We start from the raw sequence: 17,339 nt of genomic DNA on the forward strand, positions 1-17,339 counted from the left end.
ACTCCCTACTCTATGTCAAACAAACTGATTTCAGTGTCATCGGTTTGTTCTGCTTCTTTTGTTTTTTCCGCATCTAAAAGACTTTCTCCTGTTGGTGCAGAAGTGTCTTCTTCTGAACGATCTAAAATACTGCCATCTTCTTCCAACGTAAATTGAACATGTTGCTCAATCCATTTTCGACGAGGTTCGACTTTGTCGCCCATTAATGTGGTCACACGGCGTTCTGCTTGAGCTGCATCATCAATCCGAACACGAATTAAGGTTCTAGTTTCAGGATCCATCGTTGTTTCCCAAAGTTGTTCTGCATTCATTTCCCCCAGACCTTTATAGCGTTGGAGCATATAGCCTTTACCAACTTTATCAATCACTTCTGCCAATTCACCATCGGTCCAAGCATACTCAATGACTGATTTTTTTCCAGTTCCTTTAGAGACTTTATAAAGAGGTGGTAAGGCAATATAGACTTTGCCAGCTTCAATTAATGGTTTCATATAACGATAGAAGAACGTTAATAGCAACACTTGAATATGGGCACCATCGGTATCCGCATCGGTCATGATGATGATTTTATCATAATTACAATCTTCAATTGAAAATTCAGGACCAACGCCTGCGCCAATCGTATAGATCATAGTATTGATTTCTTCATTTTTCAAGATGTCTTGCATTTTCGCTTTTTCCGTATTAATGACTTTTCCTCGTAGCGGTAAAATGGCTTGAAACTTCCGATCGCGTCCTTGTTTTGCTGAACCACCGGCCGAGTCTCCTTCGACAAGATATAGTTCATTTTTCTTAGGATTTCTGGATTGAGCCGGGGTTAATTTTCCAGAAAGTAACGATTCACCTTTTTTCCGTTTTTTACCGTTCCGGCTTTCTTCACGGGCTTTACGAGCCGCTTCACGGGCTTCACGGGCTTTAATCGCTTTCCGAATTAATGATTGACTCATTTCACTGTTTTCTTGTAAATAGAAGCCCATTTGTTCGCCTACGACGTTATCGACAACGGTTCTTGCTAAAGGTGTACCTAATTTCCCTTTGGTTTGGCCCTCGAACTGTAGTAAGTTTTCTGGTACTCGAATAGAAAGGACGGCTGCTAAGCCTTCACGGAAGTCGCTACCTTCTAAATTTTTATCTTTTTCTTTTAATAGTCCTACTTTACGTGCATATTCATTGTACGCCTTTGTCATTGACGTTTTCATACCGACTTCGTGGGTACCGCCATCTTTTGTGCGGACATTGTTAACGAAAGATAAAACATTTTCAGAATAGCCATCGTTGTATTGGTAAGCTAATTCAACTTCAATACCTTCTTTGGCTCCTGAAAAATAAACAACGGGTGTTAATGTATCTTTTTCTTCATTTAGATAGGCAACAAATTCTTTAATACCTTCTTCGTAGTGGAAGACTTCTTCTTTGGGTTCTTCCCCACGTTCATCTGTTAAAGTAATTTTGACGCCTTTTAATAAGAAAGCTGATTCTCTCAAACGTTCTGCTAAAATTTCGTAAGAAAAATTTGTCGTAGAGAAAATGGTGTCGTCAGGTAAAAAAGTAACGGAGGTACCGTTGCGTTTTTTTGTTTTGCCGATTTTTTTTAAGGTACCAACTGGTTTACCGCCGTCCTCAAATCGTTCCATGTATTCTACGCCATCACGAACAATATGAACTTCTAACCACTTAGATAAGGCATTAACAACACTGGCACCTACCCCATGGAGTCCGCCTGAAGTTTTATAGCCACCTTGGCCAAACTTACCACCCGCATGTAAGACAGTAAAAATTACTTCTACTGTTGGGATACCAGAAGCATGCATCCCTGTTGGCATTCCGCGGCCAGAGTCTGCAACACAAATACTATTATCTTTTTGGATAGTTACGTTGATTTCATTCCCGTAGCCAGATAACGCTTCATCGACTGCGTTATCGACAATTTCATAGACTAAGTGATGGAGTCCACGGCTATCGGTTGAACCGATATACATACCAGGTCTTTTCCTCACTGCTTCCAATCCTTCTAGGACTTGGATAGAGGCATCATTGTACTCATTGTTAATTTTTTTAGCCAAAGAAAAAACTCCTTATACTTAGATTCTCGTTTAGTTAATAAGCGTACATTAACTATTTCTTAAAGAATTAGAAGAAGAGTGAGCGGGTTTCTTGCGTTTTCCGTTCGCTCCTTCTAAAACCATCATTACAATAATACTCTATCTGGGTCAAAAAAAAAAGAGCTTTCCGTTCAGGACGCTCTTTCTTTATAAAATTACACGTGTTTATTCAGCATCTGCCATTTTTGCCAATTCAATTTTAATACAACGGTTCATAATAACTTGCCGACCTTCATTTAATAACAAGTTCGCTGCCTCTTCGTTTTCCAAACCTAGTTGGGCCCAAAAAACAGGTGCTTCTGTTTTCAATGTTTCTGCGGCCACTTCTGGCAAAAATTCACTCCGCCGAAAGACATCAACAATATCAATCTTTTCAGGAATCTCTGTTAATGCCCCATAAACCGTTTCGCCAAGCACCGTTTCACCTTTTAAAACTGGATTGACAGGCAATACACGATAGCCATGTTGCTGTAAAATTTCCGCAATTTTGTAACTCGTGCGGTCGGGCTTGTTACTCAAACCAACCACCGCAATATTTTTTGCTTGTTTTAGAATATCAAAAATTTGATTTTGACTTGGATTCTCAAATGTCATTCACTCAACCCCTTTTTTTCGTTCTTATCTATTATAACGCTGAGTAAAGGGTTTTGGCAAAATTATTCTCTGAATACCGGTCAAATAATTATTGGCTTTGCCAATCTGCTGGATAAGTCACGTAGACAAAGCGGGCATCACCCGTCACTGAAAATTGAATTTTGCTACTTTTCGGGATTAAAATAATTTCACCAGCTGTTGCAGAAATTTTACGTCCGTCAATCAGTATATCTAATTGTCCTGAAATAATATAATCAATTTCATCGTATTCTAGTGTCCAATCGAAGGTGGTATCTTTCATCACCATTAAACCGCAACCAAGGCGCGGGCTTTCTTCTAAAGAAAACAGATCTTTTGTGTAAACAATGTCCGCCGGGTTGCCTGTATCTAAGCGATCGTCTTCTGTTACGTCGATTTCGGGTAATTTGATGGACATAATTCCACTTGGATCCACTTGTTTAGTCGGCATTAATTTTTCTGTGACAATTTGTCGAACAAGCGTTTCAATCATTTCACGATTTAATTCTGTCATATTTACACCTCATTATTTCACTTCTGTTTCGGGTTTCCCTAGCATTCGATTTGCCATAAAGATAGCCACAAAAATGGCGGTAATCCCTCCAACTAATTTGCCAACAATCATTGGAAAAATCATTTCTTTTGCTACGCCTGCAGTAAAACCAAGGTGGTCACCTAAAACGAAAGAAGCCGAAACAGCAAAAGCGATATTAATAATTTTTCCTCGATTATCCATGTCTTTTAACATTTGGAACATGGGAATATTGTTAGCTAATGTAGCAACCATTCCTGCAGCCGCTACTTCATTCATTCCTAAAACTTTTCCTAGTTTCATCAATGGTTTATTAAAGACTTTCGTAATCACTGCTACTAAACAGAAAGCGCCTGCTAAAGTTAAAGCAATCCCGCCAACGACTTCAATTCCTTCAGTAACTGGTGCAATACCAGGAATCACTGTAATTCCTAATAATAGTTGAATCGCCCCCACAACTAAACCAAAGATAGCGACAATCACTACGCCTTGGCCAAAAATTTGGAAGCCTTTAATCATGCCTTTTGGCGCTAACCATAAACCTAAAATAATTAAAGCGGCAACAATAATAATTGGAATTAAGTTAGGAATAATCAATGACAATGGCATGCCAGCTGTTAAACCACCTGCTAATAAACCAAAAGGAATTGTAATAATCCCGCTCAAAACACCCGTTGCTAAGAATTGCTGGTCGTCCTTTTGGATAATGCCAAGCGCTACTGGAATTGTAAAGACTAACGTTGGTCCCATCATTGCACCTAAGATTGCCCCCGCAAATAAACCAGCTTGTGGATCATTGGCTAATTGTTGCGCTAACGCAAAGCCGCCCATATCATTAGCCAATAAGGTTGTGGCAAACATTGCTGGATCAGCCCCTAGTAATTCATAGACAGGAACGACAATCGGACTTAAAAGATTGGCTAAGACAGGCGCTAAAGTGATAATCCCTACCATAGAAAGCGCTAGAGAACCCATAGCCATAATCCCTTCCTCAAATTGCTCCCCTAAACCTAGTTTGTTGCCAATACATTTATCGATTCCTCCAATAATCATGAAAAGAACCATAATATACATAATAATTTCATTAATGCTCATGTCTCGTCCTCCCTATTCTTCCTCTGTAGAATCAATGACACCAACAATCATTGCATCAATTGGGACATTCGGATCTTCTGCCGAAATACGGGCAGCATTGCCTTGACTAATTAACACTTTGTCCCCGACACCAGCTCCAGCGTTGTCAGCAGCAATTAAAAATCCTTGCTTTTCGTCCTCTTGATTCAAAATATCAACCATCATAAATTTCCAGCCATTTAATTTTTCATCTTTTCTTGTTGACCAAAGGCTACCAGTCACTTTTCCTAAAAGCATCGTTTTTCCTCCTTACGTCAGCAATTGATGTTTCCTAGCATAATCTTTCGCTAACGGGGTTAAATAGGCATTTTTACTTAAAGAAACACCTGATTCTGTCATTCTTATCAATTGTTTTTCAGTAATGTAGGTTCGTTTGGTCTCAGCCAAAGAACGAAGTTGTTTTTGACAGGCCGCCTGAAACATAGCGTAATTTTCTGAATCATGATAAAAAATCAGCCCAAACTGTTGGCACATGTCCACGTTTTCCTGAATCGTTTGTTTCAAACGATACTTCAATCGTGAATTTTTAGTCACTGAAGGTATTGGGGTTAAAACCAATACCGGCTTACCTTCAAATAAGAATGCTAAGATGTTTTTGACTAATTCATCCGTTTCCTGTAAATGCGCAATCGCATTTACTTGGGAAAGCGTTAGCCTCTTTACAACCAAACCTCGTGCTAGCTTCTGCTCCTTGGTTACCCAATTTACATCAGGAAAACGAACAAACATTTCTTCAGGAAATGCTTCTTTTGCTTCTGCTAAAGCCACTGAATAAGACGACGACAGCAATTGTTGGCAAATTCGATCAGTAATCTGTTGAATCAAATTTTCCATTTCAGAAACGTTCATTGTCCTTCCTCCTTTTACTTAAGAATATAGCCACGAGCTCCTTTGGTTAAGCCGCAAGCGTTGGCTTCATCGTAGTCAATGTGCATGTACGTTGCAAATCGCGGACTGATTCGCACAACTACATCATCAAAGATTAACGGACGTGTGCCTTCCACTTTGACTTGCACAATTTGGCTATTGCTTACTTTATTTTTCAAGGCGTCTTCGGGTGTCATGTGAATATGACGTTTGGCAACAATTAAGCCGTGACTTAATGTCACAACTGCTGATCCGTTCATCAGCGTGACGCCTGGTGTCCCTTCTGTCTTGCCACTCTCTCTAACTGGGGCATTAATTCCTAAAATACGCGTATCCGTCATAGAAACTTCGACTTGTGATTCGCTACGTTCAGGGCCTAAAATAACCACATTTTGAAAAAGTCCTTTAGGTCCAGCAACCGTAATTCGTTCTTTACAAACGAACTGTCCAGGTTGTGATAAATCTTTCACTTTTGTTAGTTGATATCCTGGTCCAAATAATGCATCAATCTCTTGACGAGACAAATGAACATGTCGGCCAGATGCTTCAACTTCAAAAGTATTTTGTTGTTGTTGCTGAATTCGTTTAACAACTTCTTCAACAATTTCATTCATTGAATCCAATTTGTTCATCTCCTAGTTTCGTGATATTTCAGCCATGGTGCTAATTAATTCTGTAGTCCAAGATTGAAAAATGCCGAACAGTTGTGATTCTCCTTTTAACTGGAGAATAATTTTATCTAGTTGTAATTGAATTTCTTTTGAGGAATAGCGCCATTGTCTCTGTTGGTTAGTTAGAATAGTTACCTTTGATTCCAAAATGACTGGTTCCATTACAAGCGACTGTTCTAAAATAAATTTCTCTAACCACAGTTGTTGTTCGAAATATAACCAACCTTCTGTTGATAACGCTTCATTCGTTAAGAAAGGCAAATACAATAGATGGCTTAAGTGCCGAATCTCATAAATTGTTTCTTTCGATAAATGTTCTTGTTTTTGTTTTTGTGAGGAGGCCTTCACTGAATGAACCTCAGAAAGCAATGGGTTTGTTGAAGAGAAGCTGCTATTAATCCGATGCTCGCGTAGATAGCTTTTGGCGGCTGGCGTCAGAAAACTGCCTACAGGAAACACAAAATCCGTGCCATCTTCTAGTTCTTTTTTTAGCCTTTTGATGCGAAGCATATCTTCTGTAATAACTGTCATAACACCCCTCCTCAATGAAAGTTTAGGACAGAAGTAATGAACCTACCTCTGCCCCAAAAAATCAAAATTATAATTCAGTTGTTGCGTGTGGTAAAATAGCGTCTACTTCTGTATGTGGACGTGGAATTACATGGACAGATAATAATTCGCCAACACGTTCTGCTGCAGCAGCACCAGCATCTGTTGCTGCTTTCACGGCACCAACGTCACCGCGAACCATTACTGTAACTAAACCGCCACCGACTTGTTCTTTTCCAATTAAAGTAACGTTTGCCGCTTTCACCATTGCATCGGCTGCTTCAACAGCACCTACTAAACCACGAGTTTCGATCATTCCTAAAGCATTTGTACTTGACATTATAATTTCCTCCTAAGATGTATGTTTTATTTTTAAAAATTTGGGACAATTATCAATTTGACTTAGGTCCCAAACCCTAAATCCAATAATTCATTTGTTTTACTCTTACTCGCTCGTTTCTTGTTAGTTTAAGCGAGCTAAAACTTGGGCTACCACGGCATTTACTAGTTCTTCTTGATTGGTTGTTTCGCAAGAAGTAGCCACAGATGTGGTTGATGTTTGACCAAATTCTTGACGAATCTCTTCTAAATCACGCACGCCATAAGCAACACGACGTAAATTGAACAGATTTTCAACCCCAATATTATCAGAAGTTGAGCTGCCACCAACTGCGCCACAACCAAGTGTTAATGCTGGCACTAAGTTAGTTGAAGCACCAATTCCGCCAAGTGTACCAGAGGTGTTAACAAGCAAACGAGAGACGGGTTTTCTTAAGCCAAATTCACGAATGACTTCTTTGTTTTCTGTGTGAATACCCATCGTATGACCCGCACCTTCACCTTTCAAAATTTCAATTGATAACGCGCAAGCTGCTTCCCAGTTTTCAACTGTATAGAAAGCAATAATCGGTGCCAATTTTTCTCTTGAAAATGGATATTTCAAGCCTACATGTGTTTCCTCGGCAACAATTAAGCGGCGATCTTTTGGAATAGATAAACCAACTAATGAAGCAATATGTTGAACGGAACGACCCACGATTTGCGGGTTCATTGTACCGTTTGGTCGTAAAATAAATTTAGCTAATTTGTCGGCTTCGGCTGGACTTAAGAAATACGCTCCCTGCTTAATTAACTCTTCTTTGACCGCTTCACGGTTGACAGTTTCAACAATAATTGATTGTTCCGATGCACAAATTGTACCGTTATCGAAAGTTTTTGAATCCATTATTTGTTTCACTGCATGAGGAACATTTGCGCTTCGTTCGATGTAGGCTGGTCCATTACCAGGCCCAACACCGATTGCTGGTGTCCCAGAAGAGTACGCGGCTTTAACCATTGCGTTTCCACCAGTAGCTAAAATTAAATTTGTTTCTTTATTTTTCATTAATTCGCTGGTCGCTTGCATAGTTGGCGTTTTGATGACCGAGACACAACCTTCTGGTGCCCCTGCAGCAATAGCCGCTTTTTGGATAATTTCCACTGTTTCAATAATCGATTTCAACGCATTGGGATGTGGTGAAAAAACAATGCTGTTGGCAGCTTTTAATGAAATTAATGCTTTGTAAATGACTGTTGATGTCGGGTTGGTAGAAGGAATTAATCCTGCAATTACACCAACTGGGACAGCAATTTCAGTGACTTTTTTGGCAGCATCATCATGGATCACACCAACTGTAGCTTTGTCCTTCATTTCGTCATATACTACTTTTGAAGCGAAAGCATTTTTGATGATTTTATCTTCATAGATACCAAATCCTGTTTCTTCATTGGCCATTTTCGCTAACTTTTCTCGTTGGTTAAACGTAGCCTCTGAAACTGCTTGGACAATCGCATCGATTTGTTTTTGCGAAAATGTTGCTAATACTTGCTGTGCCTCTTTGGCTTTTCTGATTAAATTTCTTGTTTCTTGGATGGAACGTAAGTCTTTATCTACTAATTCCACTCGTCTTCACTTCTTTCTATTTCAGCCATGATTGCTTGAATTAAAGCTTCTTTATTGGCAAATTTAATCTCACTTTTCTTTAAACTACTTAGGTTCATTTTGTAGGCTTGTTTGCGTAAATCAACCACGCGTTGTGTTTCTAATTTTTGGCGTGTGCCTGTGTGTTCTTCCAAATCTGGTGTTTCAATCTCTTCTTCAATTACTTCTATTTGTTCCATCGGTTCAGGTGCTGACTTGGGTTCTGAATCTGATAAAATTACTTCCGTTTGAGCATCAACCCGTGAGATCACATGATGAGCAATTAAACAATTTAATTCTTTAGCTACTTCCGTGCCTACTTCAACGGCAGCTTGGACCGCGGCAACGTCACCAATCAGTTCCACAGTTGTTAAACCGCCATTAATAATTTCAGCTTTTAACAAAGTAACGTCGGCGGCTTTCAATGCCGCATCGGCCACACTAATGGCACCTAAAAATCCTTTGACTTCGACCATTCCTAATGCTTTCATTCAGGTCACATCCTTAATAACTCAACGGATTGTCAGCGATATTTTGAATGACTTGTTCAAACGCACTGCAAGCAGCTTTACATGCAGATTGACTACCTGTCAATAAGGCGCCGCCAAAGTTCGTTTCAGAAGGTGGGCCATAAAAGACACCCATTTGAACATCGGCAGCTTTCATTGCTGCATCTAAGCCAACCATTGCTTCTAGCGGTGGTGCAATCAGATAAGCAATCGCTTCACCTTCAGGAATATTCGCTTGTTCAGATAAAAAGCTACCCGTTCTTGATACTACATGTGCAAAATAAACAATGCTGTCATCTTCGTTAGCACTATAGAAGCTGGCTTCTTCTTCAATGACTTGCGTAATGACACTCAAGCCACTATTGACTTCGGCAGGACTCGGACCAGCAATAATGCCAATCACTTCACCGGCTAATTTGGTTGAAGCATTTGCTGCGCCAGCATACATACTTTTACCGTAAACTACAGTAACATCGGCGGCTTTAGTTGCTTCATCTAATGCAACATAAGTGACATCATCACAATCGGAAGTAACAATTCCTAATGAGCGATGTTCTGGTTTCAATGATAATTCTTTTGCTAATGCCGGATCGACATTGGGAATGACTTTCATACTTAGGACATTTGCGCCTAGACGATCATTTTTCATGAGAAATCCTCCTTTATTCAGCTTCTTTTAAATCAATACCAGATTTTTTCTTGTCTAACATTTTTTTAATAATTTCGGCAATGTACGCCCCTGCTTCAACAGCCGGTGTCCCACCTTTATGAATATTTGAAATAACTGTCCGCCAGGCTTCTGGCATACCGACAGTTGGTTTGTAAGCAATGTAGGCACTCATAGATTCTGCTGTTACTAAACCAGGACGTTCGCCAACTAGCAAGCAAACAACATCAGCGTCAGTGATTTCACCAATTTTATCCATTGCTGGCACACGACAATATTTAACAAAAACTACATTGTCGAAATCTAAGTTGTACATGTTTAATCCTTGTTTAATTGCTGGTAGGACTTCTTTAATATTCGCTTCGATAGCAGCTGAACTAAGGCCATCCCCTACGACCATTTGGATTTTGGCTTTTGGTGTCGTATTTTTCCGAATGATTTCACTATTTTCTTCATCAAATTGACGACCATAATCTGGACGTGTTAAATATTCATCTTTACTGTTACAGATTGTTTTTGTAGAAATAAAATTCATTTCTTTTACCAAGTCTTCGCTTACGTCTGAAAAGACCGCATCTTGTGCTGCCGCATGGTCCGCTCGGAAACGTAATGTTGAACTAGTCATATAACGCGTCCCTGCACGACCAACGCCTAAACGAGCTGGCGAGAAAGCTTTCATTTTTAATAGTGCTTCAGGATCTACGGCATTTTTCAATAGTAATTGTTTACGTAAATCTACTTCAGTAATGTCAGGAATTAGGCCTTCTTCAATTTCTGTCGTTTCAGTGACGTGTGTTGTGACTGGTTTTTCTTCAGCAGTCACAGTGGCAGTCGAAACCGCTTGATTGTCAGCGACCATTTCTGTTAAAATTCCGGCAATCATTTCTTTTAATTCTTTTTCGTTCATTTGTATTCTCACCTCGTTTATTTAATAAATACAGATGCATCGCCAGCGCGACTTGTTAATTTTCCGTTTTCCATTAAGCCCATTTTTTCCATCCATTCTTCAAATTCTTTAATTGGACGTAAGCCTAATGTTTCACGAATCGTCGCAGTTTCATGGAACCCAGTTGTTTGATAATTTAACATGACATCATCGCCATGAGGAATCCCCATGATATACGTACAACCAGCTGTTGCTAATAACATTGCTAAGTTTTCCATATCATTTTGATCAGCTTTCATATGGTTGGTGTAGCAGACATCACAACCCATTGAAATTCCTGTTAATTTGCCCATGAAATGATCTTCTAAACCAGCGCGGATGACTTGTTTTGAATCGTAAAGATATTCTGGTCCAATAAAGCCGACAACGGTATTTACAATATACGGATCAAATTTTTTGGCTAAGCCATAACAACGCGCTTCCATTGTGACTTGGTCTGCACCAAAGTTCGCTTCAGAAGAAAGTTCTGAGCCTTGACCTGTTTCAAAATACATCACATTAGGACCAGCTGCTTGACCACTGTGAAGCGCTAAATCTTGTGCTTCAGCTAAAATTTCTGCATTTAAACCAAATGCTGTGTTCCCTTTTTCTGAACCAGCGATGGATTGAAAGACTAAGCCAGTTGGCGCGCCTTGACGCATGGCTTCCATTTGTGTCGTTACGTGAGCAAGCACGCAAGTTTGTGTTGGAATTTCCCATTCGCTGCGGAACTCTTCAAATTTGTTTAAGATCCGTTTAACACTTTCTGTAGAATCATCAACAGGATTCAAACCAATTAAGGCATCACCGGCGCCATAAGAAAGACCTTCCATAACTGAAGCCATAATGCCATCGACATTATCGGTTGGATGGTTCGGCTGTAAACGATTTGAAAAAGTTCCGGGACGGCCAATCGTTGTGTTGGCGGTTTTTTCAATATTGATTTTTTTTGCGCCAACAATTAGATCCATGTTGGACATTAATTTACAGACAGCAGCAATCATTTCTGAAGTGAGTCCACGGGAAATTCGTTTGATATCAAAATCGGTTGTTTCCGAAGATAAGATAAATTCGCGTAATTCTGCGACTGTCCAATGTTTAATACTTTCAAAAATTCGCATATTGACTTGGTCAATAATAATGCGTGTCACTTCGTCTTCGTCATAATCAACAACGGGATTGTTAAACAAGTCATTTAAGGACAATTCCGATAAAACGACTTTCGCCGCCACGCGTTCTTCGGCTGAATTAGCAGCTACGCCAGCTAACTTGTCGCCAGACTTTTCTTCATTGGCTTTGGCTAAGACTTCTTTAACGGATGTAAATTGATAGACTTTGCCAAATAGTTTGGTTTTTAAAATCATCTTTGTGTCGCTCCTTTTTAATTAAATACTAAGGTCTTAACAATGACTGGAAGGACGGCCCCTTCTGCCACTGGTAAGCCGATATCTACATAATCACCGTTTTCTACTTTGACCGAGTCAAGACAGATAAACGGATAGTCTTTTGGCAGATGGGCACTTAAGGCATGCCCTAAAGCTTTCGCCATGTCTTCATCCACCATAACAATAATGGGAATTTGTTCAGCAACTAAACTAGCTAATCCTTCCACAATCCCTTGACCATAGCGTTGAATATCAGCAAATGTTGGATTGCTCATGCCTCTAATTGCTAGGGCAATCTGGGGTGTTTCTTCAATACGATGCCAATTGAGTTTTTCTTGGATTCGCTGGCCTAATTCTGTCACAGTAAGGGTTTCATCCTCTTGCGCTAATTTTAGAATTGGGATATTTTTTACCGGCAAAATTTGCTCACGATAAGCGATCGTACTTCCGCTAATTTCAGCAGTATGTGAACCTGCTCCGACGACCGTCGCTCGGATTGTTTCTGCGCTTTCTAAGACTTCTTTTTCCGAAAAAATCAGTGACTTTCTCAAGTATTTCCCTAAAAGTAAGCCGATGTCCCCATATTTAAAGAGATTCGTACTTGTCGTATTTAAGCAATCAGCCACACCACCAGAAAATGTTACAATTGGTAATTCCTCACCTTTTCGTAGTGGATGGTTGGTTACTAATAACTGGTAGAACGGACTTTGCGTCCCCAAGCAAATGCTATTTTCTAACACGGCAACTAATTCCGAAATAATTGGCAGTAAGTTTTGTTCGGTGGCTTGGTCACCAAGGTGCAAGGTTAGCCCTTTTTTATTTATAATTTCTTGAATCTTCGGAGCTATATAGGTGATTTTTTGTTGTTGATCTAATTTAATTAAGCGTCCGCCAATGTCAAAACAAGCCGTGTCAATCACTTCGCCATCTTTAAAGACAGCTAAATTTGTCGTTCCACCACCAATGTCTAAATTAACCACCGGTTTGCGTTTCGTTTCAGAATAAGTTTGAGCACCAGCGCCTTTCCCGGCAATGATACTTTCTAAATCAGGACCAGCCGTAGCAACGACAAAATCACCTGCATAGCCACTAAGTGCTCGTAGAACATTGTTGGCATTGCTTTTTCGAGCAGTTTCACCTGTGATAATTACCGCACCCATTTGAATATCTTGTTTATGAATACCTGCTTGGCGATATTGCTCCGCTACAAACGCTTTGATAGGTTCTGCATCAATTTCTGATTGGTTAAGTAAGGGTGTAAAGATAATGTCACTTCGGTAAATGACTTTTTTATCAGAAATGCTGATACGTGGTACTGTAAACGCAGAGGCAAAATTTTCAACAGTTAATTCTGACAAGACTAATTGGGTTGTAGACGTCCCTAAATCAATCCCTACGGTTAAAAGTGTTTCCTTCGACATCGCCTGACTCGCCTCCTTTTGCATACAAAAAGGCACTTAAAGAATCGTTAGAAAATTTCTTTCTACTTTTCTTTAAGCGCCTTTGCTTAATCAATGAACAACATCACTGGTGTTCTGTTCGAAATAGAAACAGGTTTTAGTTCCCTGTTTATTGGATTCAATTGTAATTTTTCCTTTTAATTTATCTTTTACGTAGCTTTTGACAATCATCAAACCTAAACTGGTCTCGTTACTTTGATGAATGTCATAGCCTTTACCATTATCTGTAACAGTAATGGTAATCATTTTATTATCTAATGTTCCACTAAGTTTAACAACGCCACTTGTTTGTGGCTCAAATGCGTGATCAAAAATGTTTTGTAATAGTTCGTTGACAACAAGGGAAATGGTGACCATTTGTTCGCTAGAAACCATAATGGCTGGATCAACATCCATCATCATCTCAATGGGTTGTGCGCCTTGAAAAAGATGTCTAAAATTATACATCACTGCTTCCAATGTTTGCCGTAAAGCAACGTCATCTTTGACTTGTTTTGACAGCAATTCATGGGTGGCTGCAATCGCCATAATTCGATTGACACTTTCATGAAGGACTTTCTTTGCTTCGGGGCTTTGCGTTCGCCGTTCTTGAATACGCAATAAGGAAACCACCGATTGCAAGTTATTTTTAACACGATGATGAATTTCACGAATCGCAACAGATTTGGAAATAATTTCCGCTTCTTTTTCTTTAAATTCTGTATTGTCTTGAATAATCATAATCAGTTGTTCTTCTGATGCCAACCACACTTTCCGAACCTTAAAATAATAATTAAGGTAGGTCGTTTTGCTTTCAATTGGTTGATTACTCATTTTATATTTCATTTGATACAACACATATTCAAAAGTTGTATAATCGATGGACAAATTGTCATAGCTCATTCCAATGATATTGTCCCGATAACCAAGTTTGCGATAAAGCTCTTGTGCATTGTGATTGGTAATTAATAAGTGACCCGCCGCATCAAAAATCAAAACGGCTTCTGCCAATTGATCAATAAATAACGCGTCGACTTGACTAGTTGATTTCGCTACTTTTGCTAACTGGCAGTTATTTAGCTCCTCTTTTTGTAAGTCCGCTTGAATCTCTTCATCTGCCGCAATCTCGACAATAATGACACCAATCGTTCGATGTTCATTGCGAATGGGATAGATATTTTGCTTAATCAAACGATTTTCCTGAGTCACTGCTAACAAACCAATGCTATTTAAGCTAGTTTGCATGGTACGCAGAACACCAGGTTCATTTTTTAATAAAGCTTCCATCCCGACGACATCTCCGCTATATAAAGAAGTTGTCTTCGCAGGCGGCTTATGATAAACGACTAGTGCTTGCTGTGACATTTCCTTATACACATCAATAAAAACATCTGCACTTTGATAGAGTGTCGTCGAAGAAAGATAACGTGCTGTACGTTGTAATTCTTTAATGTCTGATTCTGAAAGATTGGTATATTGGTGACATAATTGCTCTAATCGTTTCATTTATTCATCATCCATTACAATCAATTCTGCAATTTCACTCATACGTGCGCGTTTGTTCATACTTAACGTACGCAACATTTGGTAGGCTTCTTCTTCCGATATATGATTTTCTTTTACAAGAATACCTTTGGCTTTTTCGATAATTTTACGTTCTTCTAATTTTAAACTTAATTTATCGATTTGATTTAGTAACAGCTGCGTTTGTTTGCCTCGTTCAATGCTCATTTCAATTGTAGGTATTAATGATTTTTCATCTAGAGGTTTAACTAAATAACCCAGTGCGCCTAATTTTTTAGCCTTGTCCGTATTTTGTACGTCACTGTATGCAGATAAAAAGACTATACTACTGGCTAGTTGGTCTTGAACAATTTTTTTACCTGCTTTTAGACCATCTAAAATTGGCATTTGAATGTCCATTAATACTAGGTCAGGTTGTGTTTTTTTACATACTTCAATTGCTTCAAAACCATCGGCTGCTTCACCGACTACTTCGTACCCTGCTTCTATCACAATATCACGAATATCGAGTCTCGTAATAGGTTCATCATCGACTATTACAATTCGTCCATCCATTTTCTTCACGCCCTTGTCCTTTCAACGCTATGTTCTGGTAATTTTACAAGTTACAGAAAAGTTTAAAATCTGTTGTAAACCTTCAATCACCGCTTGTAAGGCTGCTTCCACTGAGCTTACGTCACCAGAAATGACTACCGATCCAGAAAAACGATCAATAAAACCGATTTGGATATCTCCGCTTTTAGTCGCAATATCAACAGCGATAATTGCCGCTTCGCTCGGAGTGATTGTCAAAATACCTAGTGCATTGCTGGTGCCTTCTGGCAACCCTAATTTTGTATAAATTTCTTTATTAGGACTAGCAATGATGTGCGCTAACGTTACTTGTTTCCCAGGAACATATTCTTGAATCATTCGTTGTTTTTCTTCCAACCAGACTCGCTCCTTTAATTTAGCAAATAAAAAATCCTCAATAAAAAACGTAAAGGTTCCACTTTCGCTTTCTACTAAGGAGCTTCTTTGCTCTTAAATTTTGAAGCACGCCGTTGTGCTACCCACATTATATGTTATCGATTTCATCCTGTCAATCGCTTATAAGATAGAATTTAAAATTTTTGTCACTTCTGCTGCTGTTGGTTGGACAGGATTTGTTTTGGTGCAACCATCCATCAATGCGCCTTCAGCTATTTTTGGGATCGCAGCTTGGACTTCTTCTTTTGGTAAACCATAGTCACTAAAAGTGGCAGGCATGTTTAATTTTTGACGGAGTTGCTTGATTTGTCGAATAAATTGTTGAACACCAATCCGTGCATTGGTTGTCTGTGTATCATTTAGACAATTTGCTAACTGCGCATAACGTTTAGCTGTTGGTTCGTTGGTGACTTTGCCATTCGCTAAGCCACTGTTATATGCAATGACTTCAGGTAAGAGCATTGCATTCATTCGTCCATGTGGCACATGTAAACGCGCACCGGCCGCATGAGCAATACCGTGATTCAAGCCTAACGAAGTAACATTAAACGCCATCCCTGCCATACATGAAGCTAAATGCATATTTTCCCGGGCTTGTTGGTTGCTGCCATCATTAAAGGCTATTTCTAAATTGTCGAATACCAGGCGAACGACTTTTTCGCACAACGCATCTGAAATCGGATTTGCTTCTGTTGAAACATAAGCTTCAATAACATGCGTTAAGACGTCCATTCCTGTATCCGCTGTGATTTTTGGTGGGACACTCATCACTAAATTTGTATCTAAAATCGCAATTTCTGGTTGAATTTCATCCGTTACAAGCGGGATTTTGGTGCCAGTCTCAGCAACCGTAATCACTGAAAAATTCGTAACTTCTGAACCAGTTCCACTAGTTGTAGGAACCGCAATAAACTCAGCAATCTGAGTTTGCAAAGTACGTTTGCCAAAAAATTTCATTGCTTTGGCCGCATCAATAGCGGATCCCCCACCTAAAGCTAATATCGTATCTCCTTGAAATGCCGCTAACTGCTTAATTCCCGCAGCAATCTTATCAATTGGTGGATCGGGGATGATGTCACTAAAAATTTGCCATTCACTTTTTGTTAAATGCTTTGTCACTTCATTCACAAATCCAGAATCAACCATGAATGGATCTGTGACAATGAAAACACGTCTATCATGAAGTGTTTCCAAATTGGCTAATGCGCCTTCTCCTACCCATAGTTCGGTAGGGAAATGAATTGTTCTCATCACAATTCCTCCTTAATAAAATACAAAAAGACACTTCAAACAAACGAAAAATCATCTGTCTGAAGCGTCTTTGCTTCCTTATGTATACGCCATTGTACACGAAACCTTATCCATAGAGTACAACGCCTTTAATTAATTGTCAATAAAAAAAGGGAATATAGCAGTACGTCATTGTACCTGAAATCTCCTTCAACATTGAAAGACCAGCCCAAAATTCCCAAAAGCACTTCCTCGTGCCATTAA

Annotated in this window: 19 protein-coding genes; all 19 read right to left on the minus strand. The window is 39.3% G+C overall.

Features of this window, described 5'->3' with window-relative positions:
- Positions 1–5 precede the first annotated feature (5 nt).
- Entirely contained in the window at positions 6–2,063 is a 2,058-nt protein-coding gene (parE, locus tag IGJ63_RS06450) for a DNA topoisomerase IV subunit B (protein WP_002381887.1), read from the minus strand.
- Between the two features lie 204 nt (positions 2,064–2,267).
- A complete protein-coding gene (locus IGJ63_RS06455; RefSeq protein WP_002360261.1) occupies positions 2,268–2,696 on the minus strand; it encodes a CoA-binding protein in 429 nt (142 codons plus the stop codon).
- Positions 2,697–2,784: 88 nt separating this feature from the next.
- Entirely contained in the window at positions 2,785–3,228 is a 444-nt protein-coding gene (locus IGJ63_RS06460; protein ID WP_002357522.1) for an ethanolamine utilization protein EutQ, read from the minus strand.
- 12 nt (positions 3,229–3,240) lie between these two features.
- Entirely contained in the window at positions 3,241–4,341 is a 1,101-nt protein-coding gene (gene eutH / locus IGJ63_RS06465; RefSeq protein WP_002357520.1) for an ethanolamine utilization protein EutH, read from the minus strand.
- A 12-nt stretch (positions 4,342–4,353) separates the two neighbouring features.
- Positions 4,354–4,617 (minus strand): EutN/CcmL family microcompartment protein, encoded by a 264-nt coding sequence (locus tag IGJ63_RS06470; protein ID WP_002357519.1) that lies wholly within the window; start codon positions 4,615–4,617, stop codon positions 4,354–4,356.
- Between the two features lie 12 nt (positions 4,618–4,629).
- Positions 4,630–5,229: a TIGR02536 family ethanolamine utilization protein gene (locus IGJ63_RS06475; RefSeq protein WP_156248437.1), complete on the minus strand. Its 600-nt coding sequence runs from the start codon at positions 5,227–5,229 to the stop codon at positions 4,630–4,632.
- Positions 5,230–5,243: 14 nt separating this feature from the next.
- Positions 5,244–5,879: an ethanolamine utilization phosphate acetyltransferase EutD gene (gene eutD / locus IGJ63_RS06480; RefSeq protein ID WP_002357516.1), complete on the minus strand. Its 636-nt coding sequence runs from the start codon at positions 5,877–5,879 to the stop codon at positions 5,244–5,246.
- A gap of 3 nt (positions 5,880–5,882) precedes the next feature.
- Entirely contained in the window at positions 5,883–6,449 is a 567-nt protein-coding gene (locus tag IGJ63_RS06485) for a hypothetical protein (RefSeq protein WP_438746119.1), read from the minus strand.
- Between the two features lie 67 nt (positions 6,450–6,516).
- Positions 6,517–6,807, minus strand: coding sequence for a BMC domain-containing protein (locus tag IGJ63_RS06490; protein WP_002357513.1), 291 nt, complete (start codon positions 6,805–6,807; stop codon positions 6,517–6,519).
- Positions 6,808–6,930: 123 nt separating this feature from the next.
- Entirely contained in the window at positions 6,931–8,409 is a 1,479-nt protein-coding gene (locus tag IGJ63_RS06495) for an acetaldehyde dehydrogenase (acetylating) (protein WP_002357511.1), read from the minus strand.
- Positions 8,400–8,918, minus strand: a complete 519-nt coding sequence (locus tag IGJ63_RS06500; protein WP_438746121.1) for a BMC domain-containing protein — start codon at positions 8,916–8,918, stop codon at positions 8,400–8,402. The genes IGJ63_RS06495 and IGJ63_RS06500 overlap by 10 nt, the downstream gene beginning before the upstream one ends.
- 13 nt (positions 8,919–8,931) lie before the next feature.
- The gene (eutL, locus tag IGJ63_RS06505; RefSeq protein WP_002357509.1) at positions 8,932–9,585 is read right to left on the minus strand and encodes an ethanolamine utilization microcompartment protein EutL; all 654 of its coding nucleotides are present in this window, start codon (positions 9,583–9,585) and stop codon (positions 8,932–8,934) included.
- Positions 9,586–9,598: 13 nt separating this feature from the next.
- The gene (eutC, locus tag IGJ63_RS06510) at positions 9,599–10,510 is read right to left on the minus strand and encodes an ethanolamine ammonia-lyase subunit EutC (protein WP_438746123.1); all 912 of its coding nucleotides are present in this window, start codon (positions 10,508–10,510) and stop codon (positions 9,599–9,601) included.
- Positions 10,511–10,527: 17 nt separating this feature from the next.
- On the minus strand, positions 10,528–11,892 hold the full coding sequence (locus IGJ63_RS06515) for an ethanolamine ammonia-lyase subunit EutB (protein ID WP_002357506.1): 1,365 nt from the start codon (positions 11,890–11,892) through the stop codon (positions 10,528–10,530).
- Positions 11,893–11,909: 17 nt separating this feature from the next.
- A complete protein-coding gene (eutA, locus tag IGJ63_RS06520) occupies positions 11,910–13,358 on the minus strand; it encodes an ethanolamine ammonia-lyase reactivating factor EutA (protein WP_016626660.1) in 1,449 nt (482 codons plus the stop codon).
- 66 nt (positions 13,359–13,424) lie between these two features.
- Positions 13,425–14,858: a sensor histidine kinase gene (locus IGJ63_RS06525; RefSeq protein WP_016626659.1), complete on the minus strand. Its 1,434-nt coding sequence runs from the start codon at positions 14,856–14,858 to the stop codon at positions 13,425–13,427.
- Entirely contained in the window at positions 14,859–15,431 is a 573-nt protein-coding gene (locus IGJ63_RS06530) for an ANTAR domain-containing response regulator (RefSeq protein ID WP_002357503.1), read from the minus strand.
- A gap of 27 nt (positions 15,432–15,458) precedes the next feature.
- A complete protein-coding gene (gene eutS / locus IGJ63_RS06535; RefSeq protein ID WP_002345864.1) occupies positions 15,459–15,806 on the minus strand; it encodes an ethanolamine utilization microcompartment protein EutS in 348 nt (115 codons plus the stop codon).
- 159 nt (positions 15,807–15,965) lie between these two features.
- The gene (locus IGJ63_RS06540) at positions 15,966–17,096 is read right to left on the minus strand and encodes a 1-propanol dehydrogenase PduQ (protein ID WP_438746125.1); all 1,131 of its coding nucleotides are present in this window, start codon (positions 17,094–17,096) and stop codon (positions 15,966–15,968) included.
- Positions 17,097–17,339: the final 243 nt, after the last annotated feature.

Origin of the sequence: Enterococcus sp. DIV1375a (genome assembly GCF_051712205.1) — a bacterium.
Lineage (GTDB): Bacteria > Bacillota > Bacilli > Lactobacillales > Enterococcaceae > Enterococcus > Enterococcus faecalis.

Bases quoted from the DNA above. Each gene is read 5' to 3' on its own strand.
- IGJ63_RS06455 (WP_002360261.1), bottom strand. From the start codon at position 2,696: ATGACATTTGAGAATCCAAGTCAAAATCAAATTTTTGATATTCTAAAA.
- IGJ63_RS06460 (WP_002357522.1), bottom strand. From the start codon at position 3,228: ATGACAGAATTAAATCGTGAAATGATTGAAACGCTTGTTCGACAAATT.
- eutH (WP_002357520.1), bottom strand. From the start codon at position 4,341: ATGAGCATTAATGAAATTATTATGTATATTATGGTTCTTTTCATGATT.
- IGJ63_RS06470 (WP_002357519.1), bottom strand. From the start codon at position 4,617: ATGCTTTTAGGAAAAGTGACTGGTAGCCTTTGGTCAACAAGAAAAGAT.
- IGJ63_RS06475 (WP_156248437.1), bottom strand. From the start codon at position 5,229: ATGAACGTTTCTGAAATGGAAAATTTGATTCAACAGATTACTGATCGA.
- eutD (WP_002357516.1), bottom strand. From the start codon at position 5,879: ATGAACAAATTGGATTCAATGAATGAAATTGTTGAAGAAGTTGTTAAA.
- IGJ63_RS06485 (WP_438746119.1), bottom strand. From the start codon at position 6,449: ATGACAGTTATTACAGAAGATATGCTTCGCATCAAAAGGCTAAAAAAA.
- IGJ63_RS06490 (WP_002357513.1), bottom strand. From the start codon at position 6,807: ATGTCAAGTACAAATGCTTTAGGAATGATCGAAACTCGTGGTTTAGTA.
- IGJ63_RS06500 (WP_438746121.1), bottom strand. From the start codon at position 8,918: ATGAAAGCATTAGGAATGGTCGAAGTCAAAGGATTTTTAGGTGCCATT.
- eutL (WP_002357509.1), bottom strand. From the start codon at position 9,585: ATGAAAAATGATCGTCTAGGCGCAAATGTCCTAAGTATGAAAGTCATT.
- eutC (WP_438746123.1), bottom strand. From the start codon at position 10,510: ATGAACGAAAAAGAATTAAAAGAAATGATTGCCGGAATTTTAACAGAA.
- IGJ63_RS06515 (WP_002357506.1), bottom strand. From the start codon at position 11,892: ATGATTTTAAAAACCAAACTATTTGGCAAAGTCTATCAATTTACATCC.
- eutA (WP_016626660.1), bottom strand. From the start codon at position 13,358: ATGCAAAAGGAGGCGAGTCAGGCGATGTCGAAGGAAACACTTTTAACC.
- IGJ63_RS06525 (WP_016626659.1), bottom strand. From the start codon at position 14,858: ATGAAACGATTAGAGCAATTATGTCACCAATATACCAATCTTTCAGAA.
- IGJ63_RS06530 (WP_002357503.1), bottom strand. From the start codon at position 15,431: ATGGATGGACGAATTGTAATAGTCGATGATGAACCTATTACGAGACTC.
- IGJ63_RS06540 (WP_438746125.1), bottom strand. From the start codon at position 17,096: ATGAGAACAATTCATTTCCCTACCGAACTATGGGTAGGAGAAGGCGCA.